Origin of the sequence: Modestobacter sp. NPDC049651 (assembly GCF_040659695.1) — a bacterium.
Lineage (GTDB): Bacteria > Actinomycetota > Actinomycetes > Mycobacteriales > Geodermatophilaceae > Modestobacter.
Genome location: NZ_JBFAOG010000004.1, coordinates 315007 through 336679 on the forward strand (window position 1 = coordinate 315007; position 21673 = coordinate 336679).

At 75.9% G+C, this 21673-nt stretch carries 20 protein-coding genes and 1 pseudogene; 10 read left to right on the top strand and 11 right to left on the bottom strand.

Translation table 11 applies throughout. The annotated features are described in order from the left end of the window. Window positions 1–3: 3 nt before the first annotated feature. Together AB0J00_RS08860 and AB0J00_RS08865 are read left to right on the top strand one after the other, a co-directional pair. Window positions 4–2040, top strand: coding sequence for a bifunctional aldolase/short-chain dehydrogenase (locus AB0J00_RS08860; RefSeq protein ID WP_357743186.1), 2037 nt, complete (start codon window positions 4–6; stop codon window positions 2038–2040). Beyond that, complete coding sequence (locus AB0J00_RS08865) at window positions 2037–3506, top strand: rhamnulokinase family protein (protein WP_357743189.1); 1470 nt, start codon at window positions 2037–2039, stop codon at window positions 3504–3506. The genes AB0J00_RS08860 and AB0J00_RS08865 overlap by 4 nt, the downstream gene beginning before the upstream one ends. 7 nt (window positions 3507–3513) lie before the next feature. Here the strand turns inward: AB0J00_RS08865 and AB0J00_RS08870 are convergent, their stop codons facing one another. Both AB0J00_RS08870 and AB0J00_RS08875 read right to left on the bottom strand, forming a co-directional pair. Further along, complete coding sequence (locus tag AB0J00_RS08870; RefSeq protein WP_357743192.1) at window positions 3514–5733, bottom strand: MMPL family transporter; 2220 nt, start codon at window positions 5731–5733, stop codon at window positions 3514–3516. Window positions 5734–5873: 140 nt separating this feature from the next. Further along, window positions 5874–6146, bottom strand: coding sequence for a hypothetical protein (locus tag AB0J00_RS08875; RefSeq protein ID WP_357743194.1), 273 nt, complete (start codon window positions 6144–6146; stop codon window positions 5874–5876). Window positions 6147–6228: 82 nt separating this feature from the next. Here AB0J00_RS08875 and AB0J00_RS08880 point away from each other — a divergent pair, with 82 nt between their 5' ends. Continuing rightward, a complete protein-coding gene (locus tag AB0J00_RS08880; RefSeq protein ID WP_357743197.1) occupies window positions 6229–6537 on the top strand; it encodes a hypothetical protein in 309 nt (102 codons plus the stop codon). 26 nt (window positions 6538–6563) lie between these two features. On the opposite strand, the gene AB0J00_RS08885 is transcribed toward AB0J00_RS08880, so the two are convergent. Continuing rightward, window positions 6564–7541, bottom strand: coding sequence for a carbohydrate kinase (locus tag AB0J00_RS08885; protein ID WP_357743200.1), 978 nt, complete (start codon window positions 7539–7541; stop codon window positions 6564–6566). 86 nt (window positions 7542–7627) lie between these two features. Between AB0J00_RS08885 and AB0J00_RS08890 the strand changes: the two genes are divergently transcribed. Then, entirely contained in the window at window positions 7628–8821 is a 1194-nt protein-coding gene (locus AB0J00_RS08890) for an AGE family epimerase/isomerase (protein ID WP_357743202.1), read from the top strand. A gap of 7 nt (window positions 8822–8828) precedes the next feature. Here the strand turns inward: AB0J00_RS08890 and AB0J00_RS08895 are convergent, their stop codons facing one another. From AB0J00_RS08895 to AB0J00_RS08905, 3 genes are all read right to left on the bottom strand, one after another. After that, complete coding sequence (locus AB0J00_RS08895) at window positions 8829–9038, bottom strand: DUF4177 domain-containing protein (RefSeq protein ID WP_357743205.1); 210 nt, start codon at window positions 9036–9038, stop codon at window positions 8829–8831. 84 nt (window positions 9039–9122) lie between these two features. Beyond that, on the bottom strand, window positions 9123–10769 hold the full coding sequence (locus AB0J00_RS08900) for an AMP-binding protein (RefSeq protein WP_357743208.1): 1647 nt from the start codon (window positions 10767–10769) through the stop codon (window positions 9123–9125). Between the two features lie 65 nt (window positions 10770–10834). Next, window positions 10835–11584, bottom strand: a complete 750-nt coding sequence (locus AB0J00_RS08905) for an AmiS/UreI family transporter (protein ID WP_357743210.1) — start codon at window positions 11582–11584, stop codon at window positions 10835–10837. 311 nt (window positions 11585–11895) lie between these two features. Between AB0J00_RS08905 and AB0J00_RS08910 the strand changes: the two genes are divergently transcribed. The 3 genes from AB0J00_RS08910 (at window position 11896) to AB0J00_RS08920 (ending at window position 14087) form a co-directional block, all read left to right on the top strand. Then, on the top strand, window positions 11896–12174 hold the full coding sequence (locus tag AB0J00_RS08910; RefSeq protein ID WP_357743213.1) for an FmdB family zinc ribbon protein: 279 nt from the start codon (window positions 11896–11898) through the stop codon (window positions 12172–12174). A 39-nt stretch (window positions 12175–12213) separates the two neighbouring features. Further along, complete coding sequence (gene fmdA, locus AB0J00_RS08915) at window positions 12214–13467, top strand: formamidase (protein WP_357743216.1); 1254 nt, start codon at window positions 12214–12216, stop codon at window positions 13465–13467. A 302-nt stretch (window positions 13468–13769) separates the two neighbouring features. Further along, window positions 13770–14087 carry a hypothetical protein gene (locus tag AB0J00_RS08920; protein ID WP_357743219.1) on the top strand — a complete coding sequence of 106 codons (318 nt, stop codon included), beginning with the start codon at window positions 13770–13772 and terminating at the stop codon, window positions 14085–14087. 2 nt (window positions 14088–14089) lie between these two features. On the opposite strand, the gene AB0J00_RS08925 is transcribed toward AB0J00_RS08920, so the two are convergent. Next, on the bottom strand, window positions 14090–14944 hold the full coding sequence (locus tag AB0J00_RS08925; RefSeq protein WP_357743247.1) for an LLM class F420-dependent oxidoreductase: 855 nt from the start codon (window positions 14942–14944) through the stop codon (window positions 14090–14092). A 44-nt stretch (window positions 14945–14988) separates the two neighbouring features. Next, complete coding sequence (locus AB0J00_RS08930; RefSeq protein ID WP_357743222.1) at window positions 14989–15183, bottom strand: hypothetical protein; 195 nt, start codon at window positions 15181–15183, stop codon at window positions 14989–14991. A gap of 45 nt (window positions 15184–15228) precedes the next feature. On the opposite strand from AB0J00_RS08930, the gene AB0J00_RS08935 reads away from it, so the two are divergent. Then, window positions 15229–16143 (top strand): ribonuclease Z, encoded by a 915-nt coding sequence (locus AB0J00_RS08935; RefSeq protein WP_357743225.1) that lies wholly within the window; start codon window positions 15229–15231, stop codon window positions 16141–16143. 9 nt (window positions 16144–16152) lie between these two features. Here AB0J00_RS08935 and AB0J00_RS08940 read toward each other — a convergent pair whose 3' ends face one another. The 3 genes from AB0J00_RS08940 to AB0J00_RS08950 form a co-directional block, all read right to left on the bottom strand. After that, entirely contained in the window at window positions 16153–18477 is a 2325-nt protein-coding gene (locus AB0J00_RS08940; protein ID WP_357743228.1) for an FUSC family protein, read from the bottom strand. A gap of 33 nt (window positions 18478–18510) precedes the next feature. Further along, window positions 18511–19584 carry a Gfo/Idh/MocA family oxidoreductase gene (locus tag AB0J00_RS08945; protein WP_357743230.1) on the bottom strand — a complete coding sequence of 358 codons (1074 nt, stop codon included), beginning with the start codon at window positions 19582–19584 and terminating at the stop codon, window positions 18511–18513. 85 nt (window positions 19585–19669) lie between these two features. After that, window positions 19670–19969, bottom strand: a complete 300-nt coding sequence (locus AB0J00_RS08950; protein ID WP_357743233.1) for a hypothetical protein — start codon at window positions 19967–19969, stop codon at window positions 19670–19672. Between the two features lie 143 nt (window positions 19970–20112). Here AB0J00_RS08950 and AB0J00_RS08955 point away from each other — a divergent pair, with 143 nt between their 5' ends. Further along, window positions 20113–21177 carry a LacI family DNA-binding transcriptional regulator gene (locus tag AB0J00_RS08955; protein ID WP_357743235.1) on the top strand — a complete coding sequence of 355 codons (1065 nt, stop codon included), beginning with the start codon at window positions 20113–20115 and terminating at the stop codon, window positions 21175–21177. Window positions 21178–21333: 156 nt separating this feature from the next. Then, window positions 21334–21534: pseudogene (locus AB0J00_RS08960) on the top strand (cold-shock protein); the annotation flags it as partial. Window positions 21535–21673: the final 139 nt, after the last annotated feature.

Sequence of the window (21673 nt, forward strand, 5' to 3'; positions counted from 1 at the left end):
GACGTGACCAACCCCGTGGTCAGTGACCTGCTCGCCCGGTCCAACCGGCTGGGCGCCGACCCCCGCAACACCAACTACGCCGGCGGCAACACCTCCGCCCAGGGCAGCGAGACCGACCCGGTCACCGGGCAGCAGGTCGAGCTGCTGTGGGTGAAGGGCTCCGGCGGTGATCTGGGCACGCTGACCGAGAACGGCCTCGCCGTCCTGCGGCTGGACCGGCTGCGCTCGCTCGCCGACGTCTACCCGGGCGTCGAGCGCGAGGACGAGATGGTCGCCGCGTTCGACTACTGCCTGCACGGCCGCGGCGGCGCCGCGCCCAGCATCGACACCGCCATGCACGGCCTGGTCGACGTCGCGCACGTCGACCACCTGCACCCCGACTCCGGCATCGCGCTGGCCACCGCGGCCGACGGCGAGGCGCTCACCCGCGAGTGCTTCGGCGACCGGGTGGTCTGGGTGCCGTGGCGCCGGCCCGGCTTCCAGCTCGGCCTGGACATCGCCGCGATCCAGGCGGCCAACCCGCAGGCGATCGGCTGCATCCTCGGCGGCCACGGCATCACCGCCTGGGGCGACACCAGCGAGCAGTGCGAGGCCAACAGCCTGGAGATCATCCGGACGGCGGAGCGGTTCCTCGCCGAGCACGGCAAGCCCGAGCCCTTCGGCGCCCTGCTGCCGGGCTTCGAGGCGCTGCCGGAGGACGAGCGCCGGGCGAAGGCGGCTGCGCTGGCCCCGGTCGTCCGCGGGCTGGCCAGCACGGACCGGCCGCAGGTCGGCCACTTCACCGACAGCGACGTCGTCCTGGAGTTCCTGGCCCGCGCCGAGCACCCCCGGCTGGCGGCGCTGGGCACCTCGTGCCCCGACCACTTCCTGCGCACCAAGGTGCGCCCGCTGGTCGTCGACCTGCCGGCGACCGCGCCGGTCGAGGACGTCGTCGCGCGGCTGCGCGAGCTGCACGAGGAGTACCGGGCCGAGTACGCGGCCTACTACCGGCGGCACGCCACCCCGGACTCGCCGGCGATGCGCGGCGCCGACCCGGCGATCGTGCTGGTGCCCGGCGTCGGCATGTTCAGCTTCGGCGCGAACAAGCAGACCGCGCGGGTGGCCGGCGAGTTCTACGTCAACGCGATCAACGTGATGCGCGGCGCCGAGTCGGTGAGCAGCTACGCGCCGATCGACGAGAGCGAGAAGTTCCGCATCGAGTACTGGGCGCTGGAGGAGGCCAAGCTCCAGCGGATGCCGAAGCCCAAGCCGCTGGCCACCCGGGTCGCGCTGGTCACCGGTGCGGCGAGCGGCATCGGCAAGGCGATCGCCCAGCGGCTGGCCGCCGAGGGCGCCTGCGTCGTCGTCGCCGACCTCGACCTGGCCAGAGCCGCCGAGGCGGCCGCCGAGCTCGGCTCGTCCGACGTCGCCGTGGGCGTCGCCGCCGACGTGTCCGACGGCGAGGCGGTGGCGGCCGCGTTCCGCGCGGCGGTGCTGGCCTTCGGCGGCGTCGACCTGGTGGTCAACAACGCCGGGCTGTCGATCTCCAAGCCGCTGCTGGAGACCACCGAGCGCGACTGGGACCTGCAGCACGACGTGATGGCCAAGGGCTCGTTCCTGGTCTCCCGCGAGGCGGCCCGGATCATGGTCGAGCAGGGCCTCGGCGGGGACATCGTCTACATCTCCAGCAAGAACTCGGTGTTCGCCGGCCCGAACAACGTCGCCTACTCGGCGGTCAAGGCCGACCAGGCCCACCAGGTGCGGCTGCTGGCCGCGGAGCTCGGCGAGCACCAGATCCGGGTCAACGGCATCAACCCCGACGGCGTCGTCCGCGGGTCGGGGATCTTCGCCGGTGGGTGGGGTGCCCAGCGGGCCGCCGTCTACGGCGTGCCCGAGGAGGAGCTGGGCCAGTTCTACGCCCAGCGCACCCTGCTCAAGCGCGAGGTGCTGCCCGACCACGTCGCCGACGCGGTGTTCGCGCTGACCGGTGGGCAGCTCACCCGGACGACCGGGCTGCACGTGCCCGTGGACTCCGGCGTCGCCGCGGCCTTCCTGCGATGACCCGCGGGCTGACCCTCGCGGCCGTCGACCTCGGGGCCTCCAGCGGCCGCGTGATGGCCGCGCGGGTCGGCCCCGGGCGGCTGGACCTGCACGAGGTCAACCGGTTCGCCAACCGGCCGGTGCGGGTGCGCGGCACGCTGTACTGGGACGTGCTGTCGCTGTACGCCGGCGTGCTGGACGGGCTGCGCGCGGCCGGCCGGGACGCCGGGCGGCTGGACGGCGTGGGCATCGACAGCTGGGCGGTCGACGTCGGCCTGCTGGACGCCGACGGCGAGCTGGTCGGCAACCCGGTGCACTACCGCGACCCCCGGCACGCCGCCGCGGTGCCGGCCGTGCACGCGGTGGTCGGTCCCGAGGAGCTGTACCGGATCGGCGGGCTGCAGCACCTGCCGTTCAACACCGTGTTCCAGCTGGCCGGGATGCGCGGCCGGGCCGCGTTCGAGGCGGCCCGGTGCGCGCTGCTGGTGCCGGACCTGCTCGCGCACTGGCTCACCGGCGCGGTCGGCGCGGAGGTCACCAACGCCTCCACCACCGGCCTGCTCGACGCCACCACCCGGCAGTGGTCCGACGAGGTGATCGGCCGGCTGGGGCTGCCCCGCGGCCTGTTCCCGCCGCTGGTGCAGCCCGGCGACCGGGTCGGTGAGCTGACCGGGGACGTGCTGGCCGAGACGGGGCTGACCGGGCCGGTGCCGGTGACCGCGGTCGGGTCGCACGACACGGCGTCCGCGGTGGTCGGGGTGCCGGCGGCCGGCGACCGGTTCGCCTACGTCTCCTGCGGCACCTGGTCGCTGGTCGGCGTCGAGCTCGACGCCCCGGTGCTCACCGAGGCCAGCCGGCGGGCCGGCTTCACCAACGAGCTGGGTGTCGACGGCACGGTGCGCTACCTGCGCAACGTGATGGGCCTGTGGCTGCTGCAGGAGTCGCAGCGCACCTGGGCGGCGGCGGGGCTCCCGGCGGACCTGCCGGAGCTGCTGTCGGCGGCAGCCCGGGTGCCGGCCTTCACCGCGGTCGTCGACCCGGACGACGACCGGTTCCTGCCGCCGGGGGACGTGCCGGCCCGGATCGCCGCGTACTGCGCGGAGACCGGGCAGACGCCCCCGCAGAGCCAGGCCGAGACGGTGCGCTGCATCCTCGACAGCCTCGCGCTGGCCTACCGGCGCACCGTGCGGCGGGCGGTGGAGCTCACCGGCCGGGACGTCGACGTCGTCCACCTGGTCGGCGGCGGCGCCCGCAACGAGCTGCTGTGCCAGCTGACCGCGGACGCGTGCGGCCGGCCGGTGGTCGCCGGCCCGGTGGAGGCCGCGGCCCTGGGCAACGTGCTGGTGCAGGCGCGCGCCGGGGGAGCGGTCACCGGCGGGCTGCCCGCGCTGCGTGCGCTGCTGCGGGAGACCCAGCCGGTGCGCACCTACGCGCCGGCGGCCGGTGCGGAGGCGCACTGGGCCGCGGCGGAGGCCCGGCTGGCCTGACGCCGCCTCAGTCGGCGCCGCGGGCCAGCCGGGAGGGCCACCAGATCCGCCGGCCGATGTCGGTGCACAGCGCCGGCACCAGCACCGACCGGACCAGGAAGGTGTCCAGCAGCACGCCGAACGCGACCGCGAACCCGATCTCGGCGAGGAACACCAGCGGCAGCACCCCGAGGACGGCGAACGTCGCGGCCAGCACCAGCCCGGCGGAGGTGATCACCCCGCCGGTGACCGCCAGCCCGCGGACGATGCCCTCGCGGGTGCCGTGCAGCAGCGTCTCCTCCCGCACCCGGGTCATCAGGAAGATGTTGTAGTCGATGCCCAGGGCCACCAGGAACACGAAGGCGAACAGTGGGAACCCCGGGTCGGAGTCGGCGAAGCCGAACACGTGGGTGAACACCAGCGCGCTCACCCCGAGCGACGCGCAGAACGAGAGCACCACGGTGGCCACCAGCAGCACCGGCAGCACGATCGCCCGCAGCAGCACGGCGAGCACCACCAGGATGACCGCCAGGATGATCGGGATGATCAGGTTCCGGTCGTGCCGGGAGGCGTCGAGGGTGTCCAGGGTGATGGCGGTCTGCCCGCCGACCCGGGCGTCCGCGCCGGGCACCGCGTGCACGGCGTCGCGGATGCGCTGCACGGTGTCGATCGCCGCAGTGGTGTCGTAGCGGTCGGCCAGCTGGGCGTTCACGAGCAGCCGCCCGTCCGCGGGCCGCACCTGGAACTCCGGCGGCAGGCAGCCGTCGGCGCCGGGGGTGATCGCGCCGCCGCCGGCCGCGGTGCCGGCCAGCCGCGCGTAGTCCGGTGCCACGCACACCGCACCCGGTCCCGACGCCACCCCCGGCACGTCCGCGACGGCGGCGACCACGTCGGGCACGGCGTCGGCGTTCGTGGTGATCTCGGCCGGGGCGCCGGTGCCCTGGGCGAAGTGCTCGTCGAAGATCTTCTGCCCGACCACCGCGTCGGGCTCGTCGGTGAAGCTGTCGACCACCGACAGGCCCTGGGTGCGCAGCGTGGGCAGGAAGGCCGCGCAGACGAGCAGGACGACGACCGACCCGATCCAGGCCGGCCGGGCGCGCCGGCTCAGCCGGGGGGCGAAGCGGCCCCACACACCGTGGGTGGCCAGGTCCGACGCCTGGTCGACGTGCGGCACCCGTGGCCAGAACACCCAGCGGCCGAACAGCACGAGGAAGGCCGGCAGGAAGGTGAGCATCACCAGCACGGTGCAGGCGATGCCGATCGCGCACACCGGCCCGAGGCTCTTGTCGGAGTTGAGCTCGCCGAACAGCAGGCACAGCAGGCCGATGGACACCGTGGCGCCCGAGGCGATGATCGGCGGCGCGGCGCCCCGCCAGGCGCGGGTCATCGCCTGCAGCCGGCTCTCGTGCCGGTGCAGTTCCTCGCGGTAGCGGCTGATCAGCAGCAGGGCGTAGTCGGTGCCCGCGCCCAGCACCAGCACGAACAGGATGCCCTGGCTCTGCCCGTTCAGGGTGAGCACGTCGTTCTTGGCCAGCTGGTAGACGATCAGCGACGCGGAGCCCAGCGCCAGCAGCGCGCTGAACAGCGGGACGAACCACAGCACGGGGCTGCGGTAGACGACCAGCAGGATGGCGATGACCACGACGCCCGCGGCGAGCAGCAGGACGCCGTCGATCTCCTCGAAGACGTCGAAGAAGGCCACCAGTAGCCCGCCGGCCCCGGCGCTGTGCACGGCCAGCCCGTCCGGCGCGCCCGCGCGGGCGATGTCGAGCACCCGCTCCTGCACGGCGACCAGGTCGTCGCCGTCCACCTCGGTGCCGCCCTCCCGGCCGATCAGCGGCACCGCCAGCGAGGCCGTCGTCCCGTCGCTGCTGAGCTGCGGCGGGGTGACCTGGTCGCCGGCCACGCCGCGCAGCTCGCGGAGCGCGGTGGCGTCGGCGTCGATCGCCGCCCGGTCGGCGGCGGTGAGCCCGCCGTCGCGCTGGTACACGATGAAGCCGGGCAGGACGCCGACGTCGGAGAACGCCTCCTCCTCCTCGGACACCTCGGTCGACTCGGCGGTGGAGGGCAGGTAGGCGGCGTTGTCGTTCTTCTGCACCTCGCCCAGCCGCCCCTGGTAGGAGCTGCCGAACAGGCCGAACAGCAGCATGACCACGGCCAGCACGCCGATGCCGATCACCGGGCGGGTCAGCCGGCGGCGGGGCCGCTCCGGGGGCGCGGGGGGCTGGGCGACCTCGGTGCTGGTCATGGGCTGCACTCCCGACGAGGAGATCCGGGAGGGGCAGCCGCCGCTGCCCCCACGAGGGCACCACCGAGCCTCGGGGAGCCGCGACGGCCGCGGCAACCCCTTTGCGGTCCGACGCGCGGACCGATCAGTTCCGCTTCCGGTCAGCCGGCGGCGAGCCCTTCGCGGAAGTCGTCGTAGCTGGCCACCACGTCCTCGAGCTCGACCATCCGCGGGAAGTCCGGGACGCTCTGGTGCCGGAGCAGGAAGTCGACGGTGCGGCGCACCGCGCCCTCCTCGTCGTCGGCCGGCAGCCCGAGGTCGGCCAGCACGTCGGGGTCCACCCGGAACCACGACTCGACGACCTCGCCGTCGCCCTCCAGCCGGACGGTGTACTCGTGGTTGCCCTGCGGTTCGATCGTCATCGAGTTCGACACGGCGCCAGTCTGCCCGCAGCGCCTCCGGCGCCACGACCGCTGCCCCCGACGACCGCTGCCCCCGACGACCGAGGAGCGACCGATGGACGACGCCGACCTGCTGACCGCCGCCGCGGACCGGCTGGCGGAGCTGGCCGCCCGCACCCCGCCCGGCCGGTGGGAGCGGGCCGGGCTGCTGGCCAGCCGCCCGGAGGTGGTCGCCCGTACGCCCGACGCCGGGAGCGAGCACGTCGCCGAGGCCCGGGCGGCCACCGTCGAGTGGATCACCACCGTGTCGCCGGCGCTGGCCGGCCCGCTGGCCGCGTGGCTGCGGTCGGCCGCCGCCGCCCCGGTCCCCGAGGCCGTCGCCGTCGCGCGGGTGGTGCTCGGCGGGGTGCACCCGTCGCGCTGACGCCGACGGGCCACCCCGCCGGGGTCTCAGCGGGCGGCGTCGAGCTCCGCGCGGGTCGGCGGGTCGGCGCCGACCCGGCCGCAGGTGAGCGCGGCGACCAGCGTGGCGTCGGCCAGCACCCGGTCCAGCAGCGCGTCGTCGATGCCCTCGAGCGCCGCCCGGCTGGTGACGCCGGCGTCCACCAGCGCGGTGAGCAGCCCGCCGGCCAGCGCGTCGCCGGCGCCGACGGTGTCGGCCACCTCGACCGCGGGCGGGGTGACGGTGAGCAGCGGCCTGCCGGGGCGGGCCACCCGCAGCGGCGCCCCGCCGTCGGTGAGCAGCAGCAGCGCCGGGCCGCGGCCGGCCCACCGCTGCGCCGCGTCGTCCAGGTCGGTGGTGCCGGGCTCCAGCCAGGCGAGGTCCTCGCTGCTGACCTTGACGACGTCGGCGGCGGCGACCAGCCGGTCCAGCCGCGCCCGGACGGCGTCGGCGGTGTTGCCGAACCCCTCGGCGAGCATCGGCCGGATGTTCGGGTCGACGCTGACCAGCGCGCTGCCGTCGGCGTGCAGCCGCTCGACCAGCCGGGCGATGGCCTCGCTGCCCGGCGCCGTCCACGACGAGATGGAGCCGACGTGCACGACCGCGGCGTCCGCGGGCCAGCCGGCGGCGAGCTCCTCGTCGGTCCACTGCCAGTCGGCGGCGCCGAGGACGTGGAAGGAGTAGTCGGCCGAGCCGTGCTCGTCGAGCGCCACGATGGCCACGCTCACCGGGTCGTCGCTGTCGACGAACGCGCTGACGTCGACCCCGGACAGCTCGGCGTGCCGGCGCAGGTGGGTGCGCAGCGGACCGCGCCCGAGCCGGGCCAGCAGCCGGGTCGGGGAGCCGAGCCGGGCCGCGGTGACCGCCGCGTTGAGCGCGTTGCCGCCGGGGCGGGCGACGAAGTGCGGTGCCGTCCCCTCCGGGCCGGCGCCGGCGGACGGGTCGGGGATGAGGTCGACGACGAGCTCACCGACGACACAGATCACTGGTCCTCCTGACTGCTCCGTGGCCCGGGCGGGCCGGGTCCAGCCTGGCATGCGGGCCCGGAGGGCGCGGGGTGCAGGATCAGCGCATGCGCACCCAGCTCGACCAGGTCCTCGCCTTCGCCGCCGGCTCCCGCGTCCCGGGGGGCTTCGGCTACCTCGGCGACGACGGCACCGTGCTGGCCGACAAGCCGGTCGAGACGTGGATCACCGGCCGGATGACCCACGTGTTCGGGCTGGCCACGCTGCTGGGCCGGCCCGACGCCCGCGAGCTCGTCGAGCACGGCGTCGCGGCGCTGCGCAGCGGGCCGCTGCACGACGGCGAGCACGGCGGCTGGCTGGCCGCGGTGGGCGCCGGCGCGGACGACGGCACCAAGGCCGCGTACGTGCACGCCTTCGTCGTCCTGGCCGGCGCGACCGCCACCACGGCCGGCGTGACCGGTGGCCGCGAGCTGCTCGACGAGGCGCTCCGCGTCTGGGAGGAGCGGTTCTGGGACGACGACGAGGGGCTGGCCCGTGAGTCGTTCGACCGCTCCTGGAGCCACGCCGAGGACTACCGCGGCGCGAACGCGAACATGCACGGGGTGGAGGCCGCGCTGGCCGCCGCCGACGCGCTCGCCCCGGCCGACCCCGGTGCGGCCGCCCGGCTGCGCACGCACGCGCTGCGCGCCACCGAGCGGGTCGTGCACACCTGGGCGCGGGAGCGGGACTGGCGGCTGCCGGAGCACTTCACCGCCGACTGGCAGCCGCTGCCCGACCTCAACCGGGACCGCCCGGCCGACCCGTTCCGCCCGTTCGGCGTGACCATCGGGCACCAGTTCGAGTGGGCCCGGCTGTGCCTGCACCTGGCCGCCGCGCTGGGGGAGAGCGCGCCCGGCTGGCTGACCACCGACGCCGAGGGGCTGTTCCGGGCCGCGGAGGAGCGCGGCTGGGCCGCCGACGGGCACGAGGGCTTCCCGTACACGCTGGACTGGGACGACCGGCCGGTGGTCGGCGCCCGCATGCACTGGGTGGTCACCGAGGCCGTGGCGGCCGCGGCGGTGCGCTACGCCGTCACCGGCGACCCGCGGGCGGCGACCCTGCAGCGCACCTGGGAGGAGCTCGGCGACCGGCTGTTCCTCGACCCGGCGACCGGCAGCTGGTTCCACGAGCTCACCCCGGAGGGCGCGGTGGGCTCGGGCACCTGGGCGGGCAAGCCGGACGCGTACCACCTGGTGCAGATGCTGCTGCTGCCCGGCCGCCCGGTGCGCGGCAGCGTCGGCGCGATGCTGCAGGCCGGCTGACCCGCGCTCAGCCGACCGGGCGCTCGAAGGTGACCAGCACGCCGTCGACGCCGCCCGGTCCGACGCGGCCCTTGACCTCGACCGAGGTGATGGCCTTGAGCTGCCAGCCGTCGCGGGCGCGGTCGTTGAGCACCTTCTCCAGCTTGTCGCCGGACATCTTGCCCCCGATCATGCCCTCGCGGATCTCCTCGACCTTGTACTCGTAGCGCGCAGCCATCGACCGTTCCTCCCGCAGGTGAGTGGGCACCCAGCCTGCCGGGCCTGGCCCCCGGTGTCGACGGCAGCCCGGTCGGCTGCCAGGTCAGTCCGTGCCGAGCTCGGCCCGCCGCTGCGCGCGCAGCACGAACCGCTGCACCTTGCCGCTGCTGGTCTTGGGCAGCCCGTCGACGACGTGCACGACCCGCGGGTAGGCGTGCGCGGCGAACCGGGTCTTGACCAGCCGCTGCAGCTCACCCTCGAGCGCGTCGTCCCCGGCGTCACCGGCCCGGAGCACCACGAACGCCTCGAGCACCTCGCCGCGCAGCGCGTCCGGCACGCCCACCACCGCGGCCTCGACCACCCGCGGGTGGGTGAGCAGCACGCTCTCGACGTCGAACGGGCCGATCCGGTAGCCGACCATGATGATCACGTCGTCGTCCCGGGCGGAGAAGTAGAAGAACCCGTCCTCGTCGGTCTTGCCGGCGTCGCCGGTGACGTACCAGCGGCCGTCAACGGTGAACCGCTCGGCGGTCTTGTCCGGCGCGTCCAGGTAGCCGCGGAACCACATCATCGGGCTGGCGGGCACGTCGACGGCGACCCGGCCGAGCTCGCCGGCGGGCTGCACGTCGGGGGTCTCCTCGGCGAGCACCGCGGCGGTCCAGCCGGGCAGCGCGCGGCCCATCGAGCCGGGCCGGACGTCGGTGCGCACCTCGTCTCCCCAGCCGTTGACGATCATCATGCCGTGCTCGGTCTGCCCGTAGTGGTCGCGCACCGGGACGCCGAGGTGCTCCTCGGCCCAGGTGATCACCTCCGGCGTGAGCGGCTCACCCGCCGACGACGCGCGGCGCAGCCGCAGCCCCGCGGGCACCGGGTCGGGCGCGGCCCGCAGCGCGCGGTAGACCGTCGGCGCCGCGGCGAAGTTGGTCACCCCGAACCGCTCGACGACCTGCCAGGTCAGCGCGGGGGAGAACCCGGCGTGCAGCAGCAGGCTGCGCCGGCCGGCGGCCATCGGGCCGAGCAGCGCGTAGTACAGCCCGTAGGCCCAGCCGGGGTCGGCGGCGTTCCAGAACACGTCGTCGGCGGAGACGTCCAGCCCGTGCTCCAGGTAGCCCTCGAAGGCGGCCAGCGCGCGCACCGGGACCGGCACGCCCTTCGGCGTCCCGGTCGTGCCGGAGGTGAACAGCAGCACCAGGTCGCCGTCGCCGCCGACGGCGACCGCGGCGCCCGCCGGGTCGTCGGGGGAGGTCGCGGCCATCAGCTCGGCGAAGGACAGCTGCCCCTCCTCGGGGGCCCCGCCGACGACCACCACCTGCCACGGGGCGTCGGCCGGCAGGTCCTCCCCCGGGGCGAGCTTGCCGCGCTGGTCGGCGTCGGTGACCACGACCTTCGCGGCGCCCGCGGTCAGCCGCAGGGCGATCGCCGGTGACGCGAAGGCGGTGAACAGCGGCACGTGCACCGCGCCGCGGCGCCAGATGCCCAGCAGCGCGACGACGAGCTCCGCCGACTTGCCCATCAGCACCGCGACCGCGTCGCCGGGCCCGACGCCCAGGCCGGCCAGTGCCGCGGCGAACCGCGCCGACTCGGCGCGCAGGTGACCGTAGGTGAGGTCGGTCGCCGAGAGGTCCGGCTCGACCACCGTGAACGCCACCGCGTCGGCGGGGTGCCGGTCGCACAGCAGCTCGGCGGCGGTGGCGTCCGGCGCGCCGTAGACGGCCAGCAGCTGCTCGACCCGGTCCTGCGTGCTCGACATGGACCGCAGCGTGGCACAGCCGGGCCGCCGGTACCCGGGGCCGCACCCCGGGTACCGGCGGTGCGTCAGCGGCGCGGCTCGGTCGTCGTCCCGGCGGCCGGCCGGTCCGGTGACGCGGCCCCGACGACCTCCGGCCCGGCCGCCTCGGTGCGCGGGGTGGGCGTGCCCGAGCCGCCGCCCGCCGGCTGGTCGCCGGGCGCGGGCCGGGCCGGCTCGGCCGGCACCCCGCTGCCGCGCAGCGGCACCCACAGCAGCAGCGACAGCCCGCAGACCACGGCCAGCGCGACCGTCGCCTCCGTCCGGTACCCGGTCCACTTACCGGTGAGCAGCAGGAACGCCGGCACCATGCAGGTGACCACGCCGGCGACCACGGCGACGGCGCCGGTGAACCGGGTGAGCTCGGCGCGGCCGAGCCCCAGCACCAGGAAGAACAGCGCCCACAGCACCGCCCAGTACAGCCAGATGACGCCGAAGGCCGGGTCGTCGAGCCGGTCGCCGAAGTTGAGCCCCGCGTAGACCACCGCGGCCACCGCCACGAACGCGGAGAACCAGCCCAACCCGGTGCCGTCGAGGCCGGCCAGCAGGTTGATGCCGACGTAGAGGTAGGTGAAGCCGAACAGGTAGAGCCCCGACGCGGCGAGGATCGTGGTCTCGTCGCCGCCGGAGGTGATGATCAGGTACGTCGGCGTGAGCACCTGCAGGCCGCCCACGAACAGGTTCAGCGGCGCCGCCGCCCGGGCTTCCACCCGGCCGAGCAGCATCAGCCCGTTGACGATGAGCACTGCGCCGACGTAGAGCAGGCCGACACTGGCCATGGGGTGGCCTCCCGCGGTGGGGCCGGCCCGCCCGGGGGACCGGCGGTGGCGTCACGCTGCGCCCGGCCGGTGGACCGGTCAACGACCCCGGTCGCGGCCCGGCACCCGGGCTGCGCGCCGTGACCGGCCGGACCCGCCGGGGCACCGCGCGGGTGCGGGAGCGCTCCCGGGCGCGGCAGGTCGCGGGGACGCCGCCGAGCGTGACGACCGGCCCGGCGGGCGAGCGGCGGTGCCGGGACGGCCGCTGCGGCCGGCGGCCGCGACTAGCTTCCGGAGCGTTCCCGTTCGGCCCGCCAGGGCGAGGAGGAGCGATGGCCGGCTACGAGTACCGCTGCACCGGGTGCGGTCCGTGGGAGGTGCGGCTGCCGATCGGCACCGCCGAGCCCACCCTGCCCTGCCCGGCGTGCGGCCGCCCGGGCCGGCGCGCCTACACCCCGCCGCTGCTGGGCCGCACGCCGCCGGCCGCCGCGGCGGCCCGCCAGCGGATGGAGGCCAGCGCGGACGCGCCCCAGGTGACGTCGTCCGTCCCCGCCGCCGCCCGCCGGCCGGCCCGCCGCGACCCCCGGTGGGACTCCCTCCCGCGCCCGTGACCTGCGCGCGCGACCGTCCCGCACCCCCGGAGGAACGAGATGCCCGACGTCGTCTTCACCGTCGACCAGGCCAAGTCGATGCGCGACCAGGCCGTCCCCGGCCACAACCGGTGGCACCCGGACGTGCCCGTCGCCACGATGGTCCGCCCCGGGCAGAGCATCCGGGTGGAGTGCCGGGAGTGGACCGACGGCCAGATCGGCAACAACGACTCCGCCAACGACGTCCGGGACGTCGACCTGACCCACGCCCACATGCTCAGCGGGCCGATCGGGGTGGAGGGTGCCGAGCCGGGCGACCTGCTCGTGGTCGACATCCTCGACCTCGGCCCGGTGCAGGCACCCCAGGAGTTCGGGAGCGCACCCGGTCAGGGCTGGGGCTACACCGGCGTCTTCGCGAAGGTGAACGGCGGCGGTTTCCTCACCGACTACTTCCCCGACGCGTACAAGGCGATCTGGGACTTCTCCGGCCAGGTGGCCACCTCCCGGCACATCCCGGGCGTCCGGTACACCGGCATCACCCACCCCGGGTTGTTCGGCACCGCGCCCTCGGCGGACCTGCTGGCCCGGTGGAACGCCCGTGAACGCGCGCTCATCGCCACCGACCCCGACCGGGTGCCGGCCCTGGCGCTGCCGCCCCTGGCGGAGAACACCCTCGCCGGGCAGGCGAGCGGGGACGTCGCCGACGCCATCGGCCGGGACGGCGCCCGCACGGTGCCGGCGCGGGAGAACGGCGGCAACCACGACATCAAGAACTTCACCCGCGGCTCCCGGGTCTTCTACCCGGTGCACGTCGACGGCGCGAAGCTCTCCGGCGGTGACCTGCACTTCAGCCAGGCCGACGGCGAGATCACCTTCTGCGGCGCCATCGAGATGGGCGGCTTCATCGACTTCCACATCGACCTGATCAAGGGCGGCATGGAGACCTACGGCGTCACCACCAACCCGGTGTTCATGCCGGGCAACGTGGAGCCCCGGTACTCGGAGTTCCTGACGTTCATCGGGATCTCGGTCGACCACCGCGACGACCGCAACCTCTACCTCGACGCCACCCAGGCCTACCGGAACGCGTGCCTGAACGCCGTCGAGTACCTCAAGAAGTTCGGCTACTCCGGTGAGCAGGCGTACCTGCTGCTGGGGTCCGCGCCGATCGAGGGCCGGGTCAGCGGCGTCGTCGACATCCCGAACGCCTGCTGCTCGCTCTACCTGCCGACGGCCATCTTCGACTTCGACGTCACGCCGTCAGCGGCAGGTCCTGCCCGGGCTGACCGGGGACAGTGCGCCGTGACGAGCTGAGCACCGCGGCTGCCCGCTGCCCGCAGGGGCTGGGCGGCGGGCGGTCGCCGCAGTAGGAGGGGGGTGGTGCCGGGACGGTGGGCCGGGCGGTGACGACGACCGTGCCGCCGCAGTTCCAGCAGGTGGGTTCGGGCACGGGGTCCTGACCGCCGACCTCGCACGGCGTGCAGTGCCACGTCACCTCGATCCGGGTGCTCACGGATCGTCCTCCATCGACGGGGGAGAGGACGAACCGCGATCTGGCGCGCCCGCCCTCAGCTACCCGCCGCGGCGGCGCCCATGCGCTGCGGAGAGGACTTCCGATGAGCGGCCGTCCGGAAGACGATCCGCCGCCGCTGCCGCAGCACGTGGCGGTGGACCGGTTCGGCAAGGCGGTGTCCACCTCGGCGCACCGGCTCGGGGAGGCGCTGCGGGAGGACGAGGACGACGTCGTCGAGCCCGTCGTCCACCGGCGGGGCGGCCCGCACCGCAGCATCGACGGGCTCGCCGCCCTCATCGACAGCGCGCTCGAGGACAGCGCGCTCGAGGACAGCGCACCCGACGACAGTGCGCTCGAGGACAGCGCACCCGACGACGAGGCGGTCGACGACGAGCAGCAGCGGGAGCCGCCTCCCGGATGAGGTCAGCCGCGCAGGGCGGCGGCCAGCTCGGCGTACTGGGCGGAGAGGTCGGCGTCCGGCGCGGTGAGCAGCTGGACGGCGACGTGGTCGGCGCCGGCGTCCCAGTGCCGGGCGAGCTGCGCGGCGACCCGGTCGGCGGTGCCGTGCGCGACGAGGGCGTCGATCAGCGCGTCGCTGCCGCCGTCGGCGAGGTCGGCGTCGGTCCAGCCGAGCCGGCGCAGGTTGGTCGTGTAGTTGGTCAGGCCCAGGTAGGGGCGCGCGACCGGCGGGCGGCCGATGGCGCGCGCCCGGTCGGGGTCGGCCTCCAGCACCACCTTGTGCTCGGGGGCGAGCAGCGGCCCGGCGCCGACCAGCTCACGGGCGGACCGGGTGTGCTCCGGCGTCACCAGGTAGGGGTGGGCGCCGGCGGTGCGCTCGGCGGACAGCTGCAGCACCCGCGGGCCGAGCGCGGCCAGCACCAGGTCGGCCGCGGGGACGCCGTCGGCGAGCAGGGTGTCGACGTAGCCGGCCAGCGTCTCGAACGGGGAGCGGTACGCGGCGGTCGCCTCGCGGTGGCCGACGCCGACGCCGAGCAGGAACCGGCCGGGGTGGCGCGCGACGATGCGGGCGTACGAGCGGGCCACCTCGGCGGCGTCGCTGTCCCAGACGTTCACGATGCCGGTGGCCACGGTGAGCGTCGTGGTGGCGTCCAGCAGCTCGTCGACGATCCGCAGGTCGCCGGCGGGGGAGCCGCCCAGCCACACGGTGCCGTAGCCCAGCCGCTCCAGCTCCCGCGCGAGCTCCGGGGTCACGTCGGCCGATCGCCGCCACACCCCGAAGCGCCCCAGCCGGTCCCGTGCCTGCCCGTCGTCCGCCATGCCCGGCCCAACCGGCCCGGGCACCGGGCTGTTCCGGCGGCCGATCAGCGGGCGGCCGCCGCCCGGCGCACCGTGCCCACCACGTAGACCACCGACAGCACGAAGAACAGCGCCCCGACCGCGGCGCGCACCTGCTCGGCGTCCACCCCCGACCGCTGCGACACCGGCGCCGCCACCGCGTCGGCCACCTTCGCCCGCCAGCCGGCCAGCCCGGCCTGCCCCACCGCCCGCACGTCCATGCGCCCGCCCTACCCAGCGCGGCCGCCGCCGATACCGTTCGGCGCATGGCCGCCCGGGAGCTCGTCGTCCTGGGCACCGCCAGCCAGGTGCCCACCCGGCACCGCAACCACAACGGGTACCTCCTGCGCTGGGACGGCGAGGGCCTGCTGTTCGACCCCGGCGAGGGCACCCAGCGCCAGCTGCTGCGGGCGGGCGTGCCGGCCAGCGCGCTCACCCGGATCTGCCTGAGCCACTTCCACGGCGACCACTGCCTCGGGCTGCCCGGGGTGGTGCAGCGGCTGTCGCTGGACCGGGTCGCGCACCCGGTGACCGCGCACTACCCGGCGTCCGGGCAGGAGTTCTTCGACCGGCTGCGGCACGCCTCGGTGTTCCACGAGGTGGCCGAGTTGCGGGAGGAGCCGGTGGCCGGCGACGGCGTGCTGGCGACCGGCGCGTTCGGCACCCTGGAGGCCCGCCGGCTGAGCCACCCGGTCGAGTCGTTCGGCTACCGGCTGGTCGAGCCCGACGGCCGGCGGATGCTCCCTGCGGCGCTGGCGGCCGCGGGCGTGGCCGGGCCCGACGTGCGCCGGTTGCAGGAGGCGGGCTCGCTGGCCGTCGGCGACCGCACGGTGCACCTGGCCGAGGTGAGCGAGCCGCGCCGCGGCCAGCGGTTCGCCTTCGTCATGGACACCCGGCTGTGCGACGGCGTGCACGCGCTGGCCGAGGACGCCGACCTGCTGGTGGCCGAGTCGACGTTCCTGTCCGCCGACGCGGCGCTGGCCGAGCAGCACGGCCACCTGACCGCCCGGCAGGCCGGCGAGGTCGCGCAGCGGGCCGGGGTGCGCACCCTGGTGCTCACCCACTTCTCGCAGCGCTACCGCGACCCGCAGGCGTTCGCCGACGAGGCAGCGGCGGTGTTCGACGGCGAGCTGGTGGTCGCCGAGGACCTGCAGACGGTGCCGGTGCCGCCCCGCGGCTGAGCCCGGAGCTCAGGCCGCTGGCACCGCACCGCCGAGCGCCGGCCCGGACGGGGTCGTGGTGTCCAGGTCGGCGACGTCCATCCGCAGCGCGGTGGCCAGCCGGGCCAGCGCCCCGTCGAGCATGATCAGGTCGCGCAGCGCGTCGTGCAGCGCGGTGTGCCGCGGGCGCAGCTGCTCGGCGGCCAGCTCCACCAGCGCGGCCGAGCGCACGTAGCGCCCGTGCTCACCGGTCTCGATGCGGTGCTGGACCGCGGCCAGCGACTCCCGCAGCCGGTCCGATGCAGCCGCCAGGCCGGCGTCCGGGACCGGGGCGTCGACGGCGTCGGCCTGCGCGGCCAGCGACCGGGCGTAGGCGCGGGCCGCCGCGCTGGTGGCCAGCAGCTCGGCGAGCTGGTCGGAGTTGCGGCCGAAGGTGGTGCTGCGCAGCGGCCGGGCGGTGTCGACCAGCCCGGCGTAGGCGGCGTCGGCCTCGCGCACCAGCGGCCGCAGCGGCTCCTCTCCGGCGCCGGACAACCGGTCGAGGGTCGCCTCCACCAGCCGGCGCAGCGCGGTCGCCCACAGCAGCACCCCGGCGGTGAGCACCCGCTGCGGCCGCAGCGGGACGACGAGCAGCACGGTGACGACGACGGCGCCGACCCCGACCGCGGTCTCCAGCAGCCGCAGCAGCAGCAGGTGCCAGCTGAACTCGGCGAGCTGCACGTACAGCTGCGACATGGTCACCGTGATGCCGATGACCATGAACGCGTAGTTGACCCGGATCAGGTAGATGCCGGAGAACAGCGCGACCAGCACGATGAGCAGCGACGCCCAGGTGTTCCCGCCGGTCAGGTGCACCAGCAGGTCGCCGAGCACGATGCCGGCGGCGGTGCCGGTGACCCGGAACAGCGCCCGGCGCAGCTGCTCACCGGAGTTCGTGGCGGCCATGAACGCGAGGAACGTCGACAGCACCGCCCAGTACATCCGCTGCGGGCTGATCAGGTCGCCGACGACGACGGCGAGGGTGCCGGCGACCGCGATCTGCACGGCGGTGCGCACGTACGGCGGCATCGCCGACCGGTCCAGCACGCCGCCGCGGCCGGGGGTGGTCGACGCCGCCAGGCTCACCGGGAACGAGCCGGGCAGCCACCCGGCGGCGAGCTCCACCGCCGGCACGAACTCCGCGGCCGGCGGGCCGTCGGGGCGGTCGGTGACCGCTGCGGTCAGCGCCCGCCGGGCCCCGGCGTGGTCGTCGACCGAGGTGGCGAGTCGGGCGGCGAGCAGGCCGGTGCGCGCGGAGGTGCCGGTCCCGCTGGCGCGCAGGGCGGTGGTCGCGGCCCCGACGGCCTGCGCGTCGCCGGTGAGCAGCGCGGCCAGCGCGCTCTGCGCGGCCACCCGCACCGTGGCCGGCGCCCCGGTCACCGCCAGCGCGGAGGCGAACCGGGCGCAGTTGGCCAGCGACACCTCCGCGTCGTACAGCCGCTGGGCCTGGACCTCCGCGGTGGCCGGCACGGCCGCGGCGAGCTGGGCGTCGATCATCAGCGTCGACTCGTTGAGCCGCACCAGCTGGCGGCGCAGCTGCTCCTGCCGGTCGGTGCGGCGGCGGCCGTCGTCCTCGGTCAGGACCGCGGCGGAGAGCCGCAGCAGCCGCCGCGCCCGGGCCTCCCACGACCGCCGCATCCGCGCCAGGGTGCGCCCGGTGTCCGGGCGGAGCAGCCCGAACCGGACGACGAGCGACGCGAGCACCCCGAGGTAGAGGTCGGCGGCCAGCCAGCCCAGGTCGCCGAGGCCGAGCTGGGCGTGCAGGAAGAACCCGAGGAAGCCTCCGTTGAAGGCGACCATCCCGCCGGCGAAGCCCCGCGGCCCCCAGCGGCGCACGTACACGGCGAGGGTGAGCAGCACGACCAGGAACGCCAGCGACGGGACCCGGTACGAGCCGATCGCGAGGCCCGCGCCGACCGCCGCGAGCATCGGCAGCGGGAGGAGCACCGTGGTCACCAGCTGGTCGCGCGGCCGCGGGTCGTTGGCGACGAACGACGCCATCATCGCGACCATGCCGCCCAGCAGCATCGAGACGACCAGCAGCGCGTGGTCGCCGGCGGCGACCGCGGCCGGCGGGGCGCTGCCGGGGGCCACCTGCAGGCCCCCGGTCCACTGCACGAACCCGTGGACGAGGCCCACGGCCAGCGCGATGCCGAGCACCGCCTGAAGGCCCATCCGCAGCTGGTTGAGCCCGGGGTCGGCGCCGGCGAGCCGGTCGACCGCCTCGCGCAGCCAGGCCCGCGGGCTGCGGGCGCGCGGCTGCTGGGTGAGGACGTCGTCGGTGAGCTGGACGGACAGGTCGTTGCCTCGGCTCACGACCTCATGATCCGCCGTCCGGCGGCGCGGTGCTCAGTCGCCGGGGTAGACGACGCCGAGCTGGGCGCGGGCGTCGTCGAGCAGCCGCATCATCGCCAGCGTGTGGTCCAGCGGCAGCACCGGGCTCTCGGTCAGGCCCTCCTGCACGCAGCGGGTGACCTCGCGCAGCTCGCCGGGGTAGCCGGAGCCGACCAGCGGGAACTCCTCGGTGCGCGAGGGCCCCTCGCCGGCCTGCACCTCCAGCCGGGTGGGCCGGTAGACCGAGTCGGCGCCGGAGGTGCGGATCCAGCCGCGGTCACCGGCGACGATCGCCGAGTGCGGGGAGGTGGCCACCAGCGAGGTGGTCAGCTGCGCCTGGGCGCCCGACGGCCAGCGCAGCACCAGCGCGTCCTGCGCGTCGACGCCCTCGTCGTTGAGCGTGCCGGTGGCGGTCACCGACGCCGGCAGCCCGAGGGTGCCCCACGCCCACAGGGTCGGGTAGACGGCGAGGTCCAGCAGCGCACCGCCGCCGGCCCCCGGCGCCCAGATGCGGGCGGTGCGGTCGGCGGGGGCGACGAAGCCGACCTCGGCGGACACCCAGCGCACGGTGCCGATCTCGCCCGAGGCGGCGATCTCGAACACCCGCTGCATCGCCGGCAGGAACCGGGTCCAGACCGCCTCCATCAGGAACAGCCCGCGCTCCCGGGCCAGGTCGGCGAGCTCCTGCGCCTGGCCGGCGTTGAGGGTGAACGGCTTCTCGCACAGCACGGCCTTGCCGGCCAGCAGGGCGGCGCGGACGTCGTCGGCGTGCTGGGCGTGCGGGGTGGCCACGTAGACGACCTCGACCGCCGGGTCGGCGAGCAGCTGGTCGCGGCCGGATCCCGCGGGGCCGTCGGAGTAGGCGGCGGCGAACCCGAACCGGTCGGCGAACGCCCGGGCGTTCTCGGCGCGGCGGGAGCTGACCCCGGCGAGCACGGCGTCGGGCAGCAGCGCGAGGTCGGCGGTGACGGTGGCCGCGATCGCGCCGGTGGCGATCACGCCCCAGCCCACCGGGCGGCCGGTCGGCTGCAGCGGGTCGGCGTCGGGGGTGTCGAGCAGGGCGGGGCGGGCGATGAACGGCGCGGGCACCGCGTCACCGTAGTGGCGCGGCGCCCGGGGGTCCTGCTGGGTGCTCGTGCTGGGGAGTGCTGGTGCTCGGTGGTGCGGTGGCCGGTCAGCGGCCGGAGCGCACCAGCTCGATGCGGTAGGGGGCCGCCGGCCGGAACGCCTCGAGGGTGTAGCGGTCGAAGCGGCGCAGCAGCGTGCGGAACGACCCGGACGCCGACCCGCCGGCGGGCGCCTCGGCGTCGGTGATGACGCGGAGCGACTCGTCGGTGTACGCGGCGGCGAGCTCCCCGGCGAGGTCGTCACGGCCGGCCTCGAGGGCGGCGTTGACCTTGCGGGTGTACTCGGCGCGCAGCGCGGCGAGCTCGGTGCTGGGATCGGTCGTGGGGGTGGTGGTTCGGACGGTCACCGTGGGCCTCCTGCTCGGGCGAGAGGGGCTGGGAGGGGCGTCGGTGTCCCTGGCCAGTACCTTCTTGATCGTTACAGCAACGAGTCTACTGAATCGGTTAAGACATGTCGAAGAACGAGGCCGCCGAACCGCACCCCGGGCGGGTGACGTTGCTCGCACTCGCCCAGGACCTCGGCGTCTCGCGCGCGACGGTGTCCAACGCCTACAACCGGCCCGACCAGCTCTCGCCCGCGCTCCGCGAGCGGATCCTGGCCCGCGCCGCCGAGCTCGGCTTCTCCGGCCCGGACCCGATGGCCCGCGGGCTGCGCCGCGGCCGGGTGGGCGCGGTCGGCGTGCTGGTCGACGAGGGGCTGTCCTACGCGTTCTCCGACCCGACCGCCGTCCAGCTGCTCGACGGCCTGGCCCGCGAGCTCGAGGAGGACGGCGTGGGGCTGCTGCTGCACGCCTCCGGCCCGGTGGACGGCGACCTGCAGCACGTCCGCAACGCCGCCGTCGACGCCTGGGTGCTGCAGTCGCTGCCCGACGGCCACCCCGCGGTCACCGCCGCCCTCGAGCGCGGCCGGCCCGTGGTCGTGCTCGACCAGCCGGTGCTGCCCGGCGTCCCGGTGGTCGGCGTCGACGACGCCGGGGGAGCGGCGGCCGCCGTCCGGCACCTGACCGACCTCGGGCACCGCCGGCTCGCCGTGCTGTCGATGCCGATGGCCGCCGACCGGGTCAGCGGCCCGGCCGACCTCGACCGGCAGCGCAGCGCCACCTACGCCGTGGTCCGCGAGCGGCTGGCCGGTGCGGCCACCGCCGCCGCCGGGGCCGGGCTGGACTGGGCGGCGGTGCCGGTCGTCGAGTGCGCGACCAACGACCCCGAGTCCGCGCGGGCGGCGCTCGCCCCGCTGCTGGCCGGCGACCAGCCGCCGACCGCGGTCTTCGCGCTCAGCGACCAGCTGGGCCGCGGTGCCATCCGGGCCGCGCGGGCGGCGGGCGTCTCCGTCCCCGGCGCGCTGTCGATCGTGGGCTTCGACGACTCGCCGGCCGCGGCCGGCACCACCCCGCCGCTGACCACCGTGGCGCAGCCGCTGCGCGAGCGCGGCCAGGCGGTCGGCGCGCTGGTCCGCGCCCTGCTGGCCGGCCGCCCGGCGGTGTCGCCGCCGCCCGCGGAGCTCCGGCTGGTCGTCCGCGGCAGCACCGGTCCGGCCCCCGCCGACCCCCGCTGACCGGAACTCGGCGGCACGTCCAGGAGCATTCCTGGCCGCAGTGGGGCACAGTTGCTCCCGGCTCCCGTGCCAGTACGCGCGCGAACGCGCGGGCGGGGACCAGCTGAACACGGCCGCAGCAGCGGCCGGGATGTCGAGACACGCAGGAGCTAGTGGATGCCGCAGGGCACCGTGAAGTGGTTCAACGCCGAGAAGGGCTTCGGCTTCATCGAGCAGGACGAGGGCGGCGAGGACGTCTTCGTCCACTTCTCCGCCATCGCCGACGACGGGGGGTACCGGAGCCTCGACGAGGGCCAGCGGGTCGAGTACTCGGCCAGCCCGGGTCAGCGCGGCCTGCAGGCCGACACCGTGACCCCGCTCGGCGGGGGTGCGGGGGGCGGGGGGGGGCGCGACCGGAGGGCAGCGGGTCTGGGGGGGTGTCAGCGGGCGCGGCGGGGGGGTTGCCGCCGGCGCGGGGGTTTGGGGGGGGGGGGGCGCGGGGAGGTGTGTGGAGGGG

What these genes read in the sequence shown, in the direction of transcription:
- AB0J00_RS08910 (WP_357743213.1), top strand. Translation starts at nt 11,896, where the DNA reads ATGGCCGGCTACGAGTACCGCTGCACCGGGTGCGGTCCGTGGGAGGTG.
- AB0J00_RS08880 (WP_357743197.1), top strand. Translation starts at nt 6,229, where the DNA reads ATGGACGACGCCGACCTGCTGACCGCCGCCGCGGACCGGCTGGCGGAG.
- AB0J00_RS08900 (WP_357743208.1), bottom strand. Translation starts at nt 10,769, where the DNA reads ATGTCGAGCACGCAGGACCGGGTCGAGCAGCTGCTGGCCGTCTACGGC.
- AB0J00_RS08865 (WP_357743189.1), top strand. Translation starts at nt 2,037, where the DNA reads ATGACCCGCGGGCTGACCCTCGCGGCCGTCGACCTCGGGGCCTCCAGC.
- AB0J00_RS08890 (WP_357743202.1), top strand. Translation starts at nt 7,628, where the DNA reads ATGCGCACCCAGCTCGACCAGGTCCTCGCCTTCGCCGCCGGCTCCCGC.
- AB0J00_RS08935 (WP_357743225.1), top strand. Translation starts at nt 15,229, where the DNA reads ATGGCCGCCCGGGAGCTCGTCGTCCTGGGCACCGCCAGCCAGGTGCCC.
- AB0J00_RS08930 (WP_357743222.1), bottom strand. Translation starts at nt 15,183, where the DNA reads ATGGACGTGCGGGCGGTGGGGCAGGCCGGGCTGGCCGGCTGGCGGGCG.
- AB0J00_RS08895 (WP_357743205.1), bottom strand. Translation starts at nt 9,038, where the DNA reads ATGGCTGCGCGCTACGAGTACAAGGTCGAGGAGATCCGCGAGGGCATG.
- fmdA (WP_357743216.1), top strand. Translation starts at nt 12,214, where the DNA reads ATGCCCGACGTCGTCTTCACCGTCGACCAGGCCAAGTCGATGCGCGAC.
- AB0J00_RS08920 (WP_357743219.1), top strand. Translation starts at nt 13,770, where the DNA reads ATGAGCGGCCGTCCGGAAGACGATCCGCCGCCGCTGCCGCAGCACGTG.
- AB0J00_RS08925 (WP_357743247.1), bottom strand. Translation starts at nt 14,944, where the DNA reads ATGGCGGACGACGGGCAGGCACGGGACCGGCTGGGGCGCTTCGGGGTG.
- AB0J00_RS08870 (WP_357743192.1), bottom strand. Translation starts at nt 5,733, where the DNA reads ATGACCAGCACCGAGGTCGCCCAGCCCCCCGCGCCCCCGGAGCGGCCC.
- AB0J00_RS08905 (WP_357743210.1), bottom strand. Translation starts at nt 11,584, where the DNA reads ATGGCCAGTGTCGGCCTGCTCTACGTCGGCGCAGTGCTCATCGTCAAC.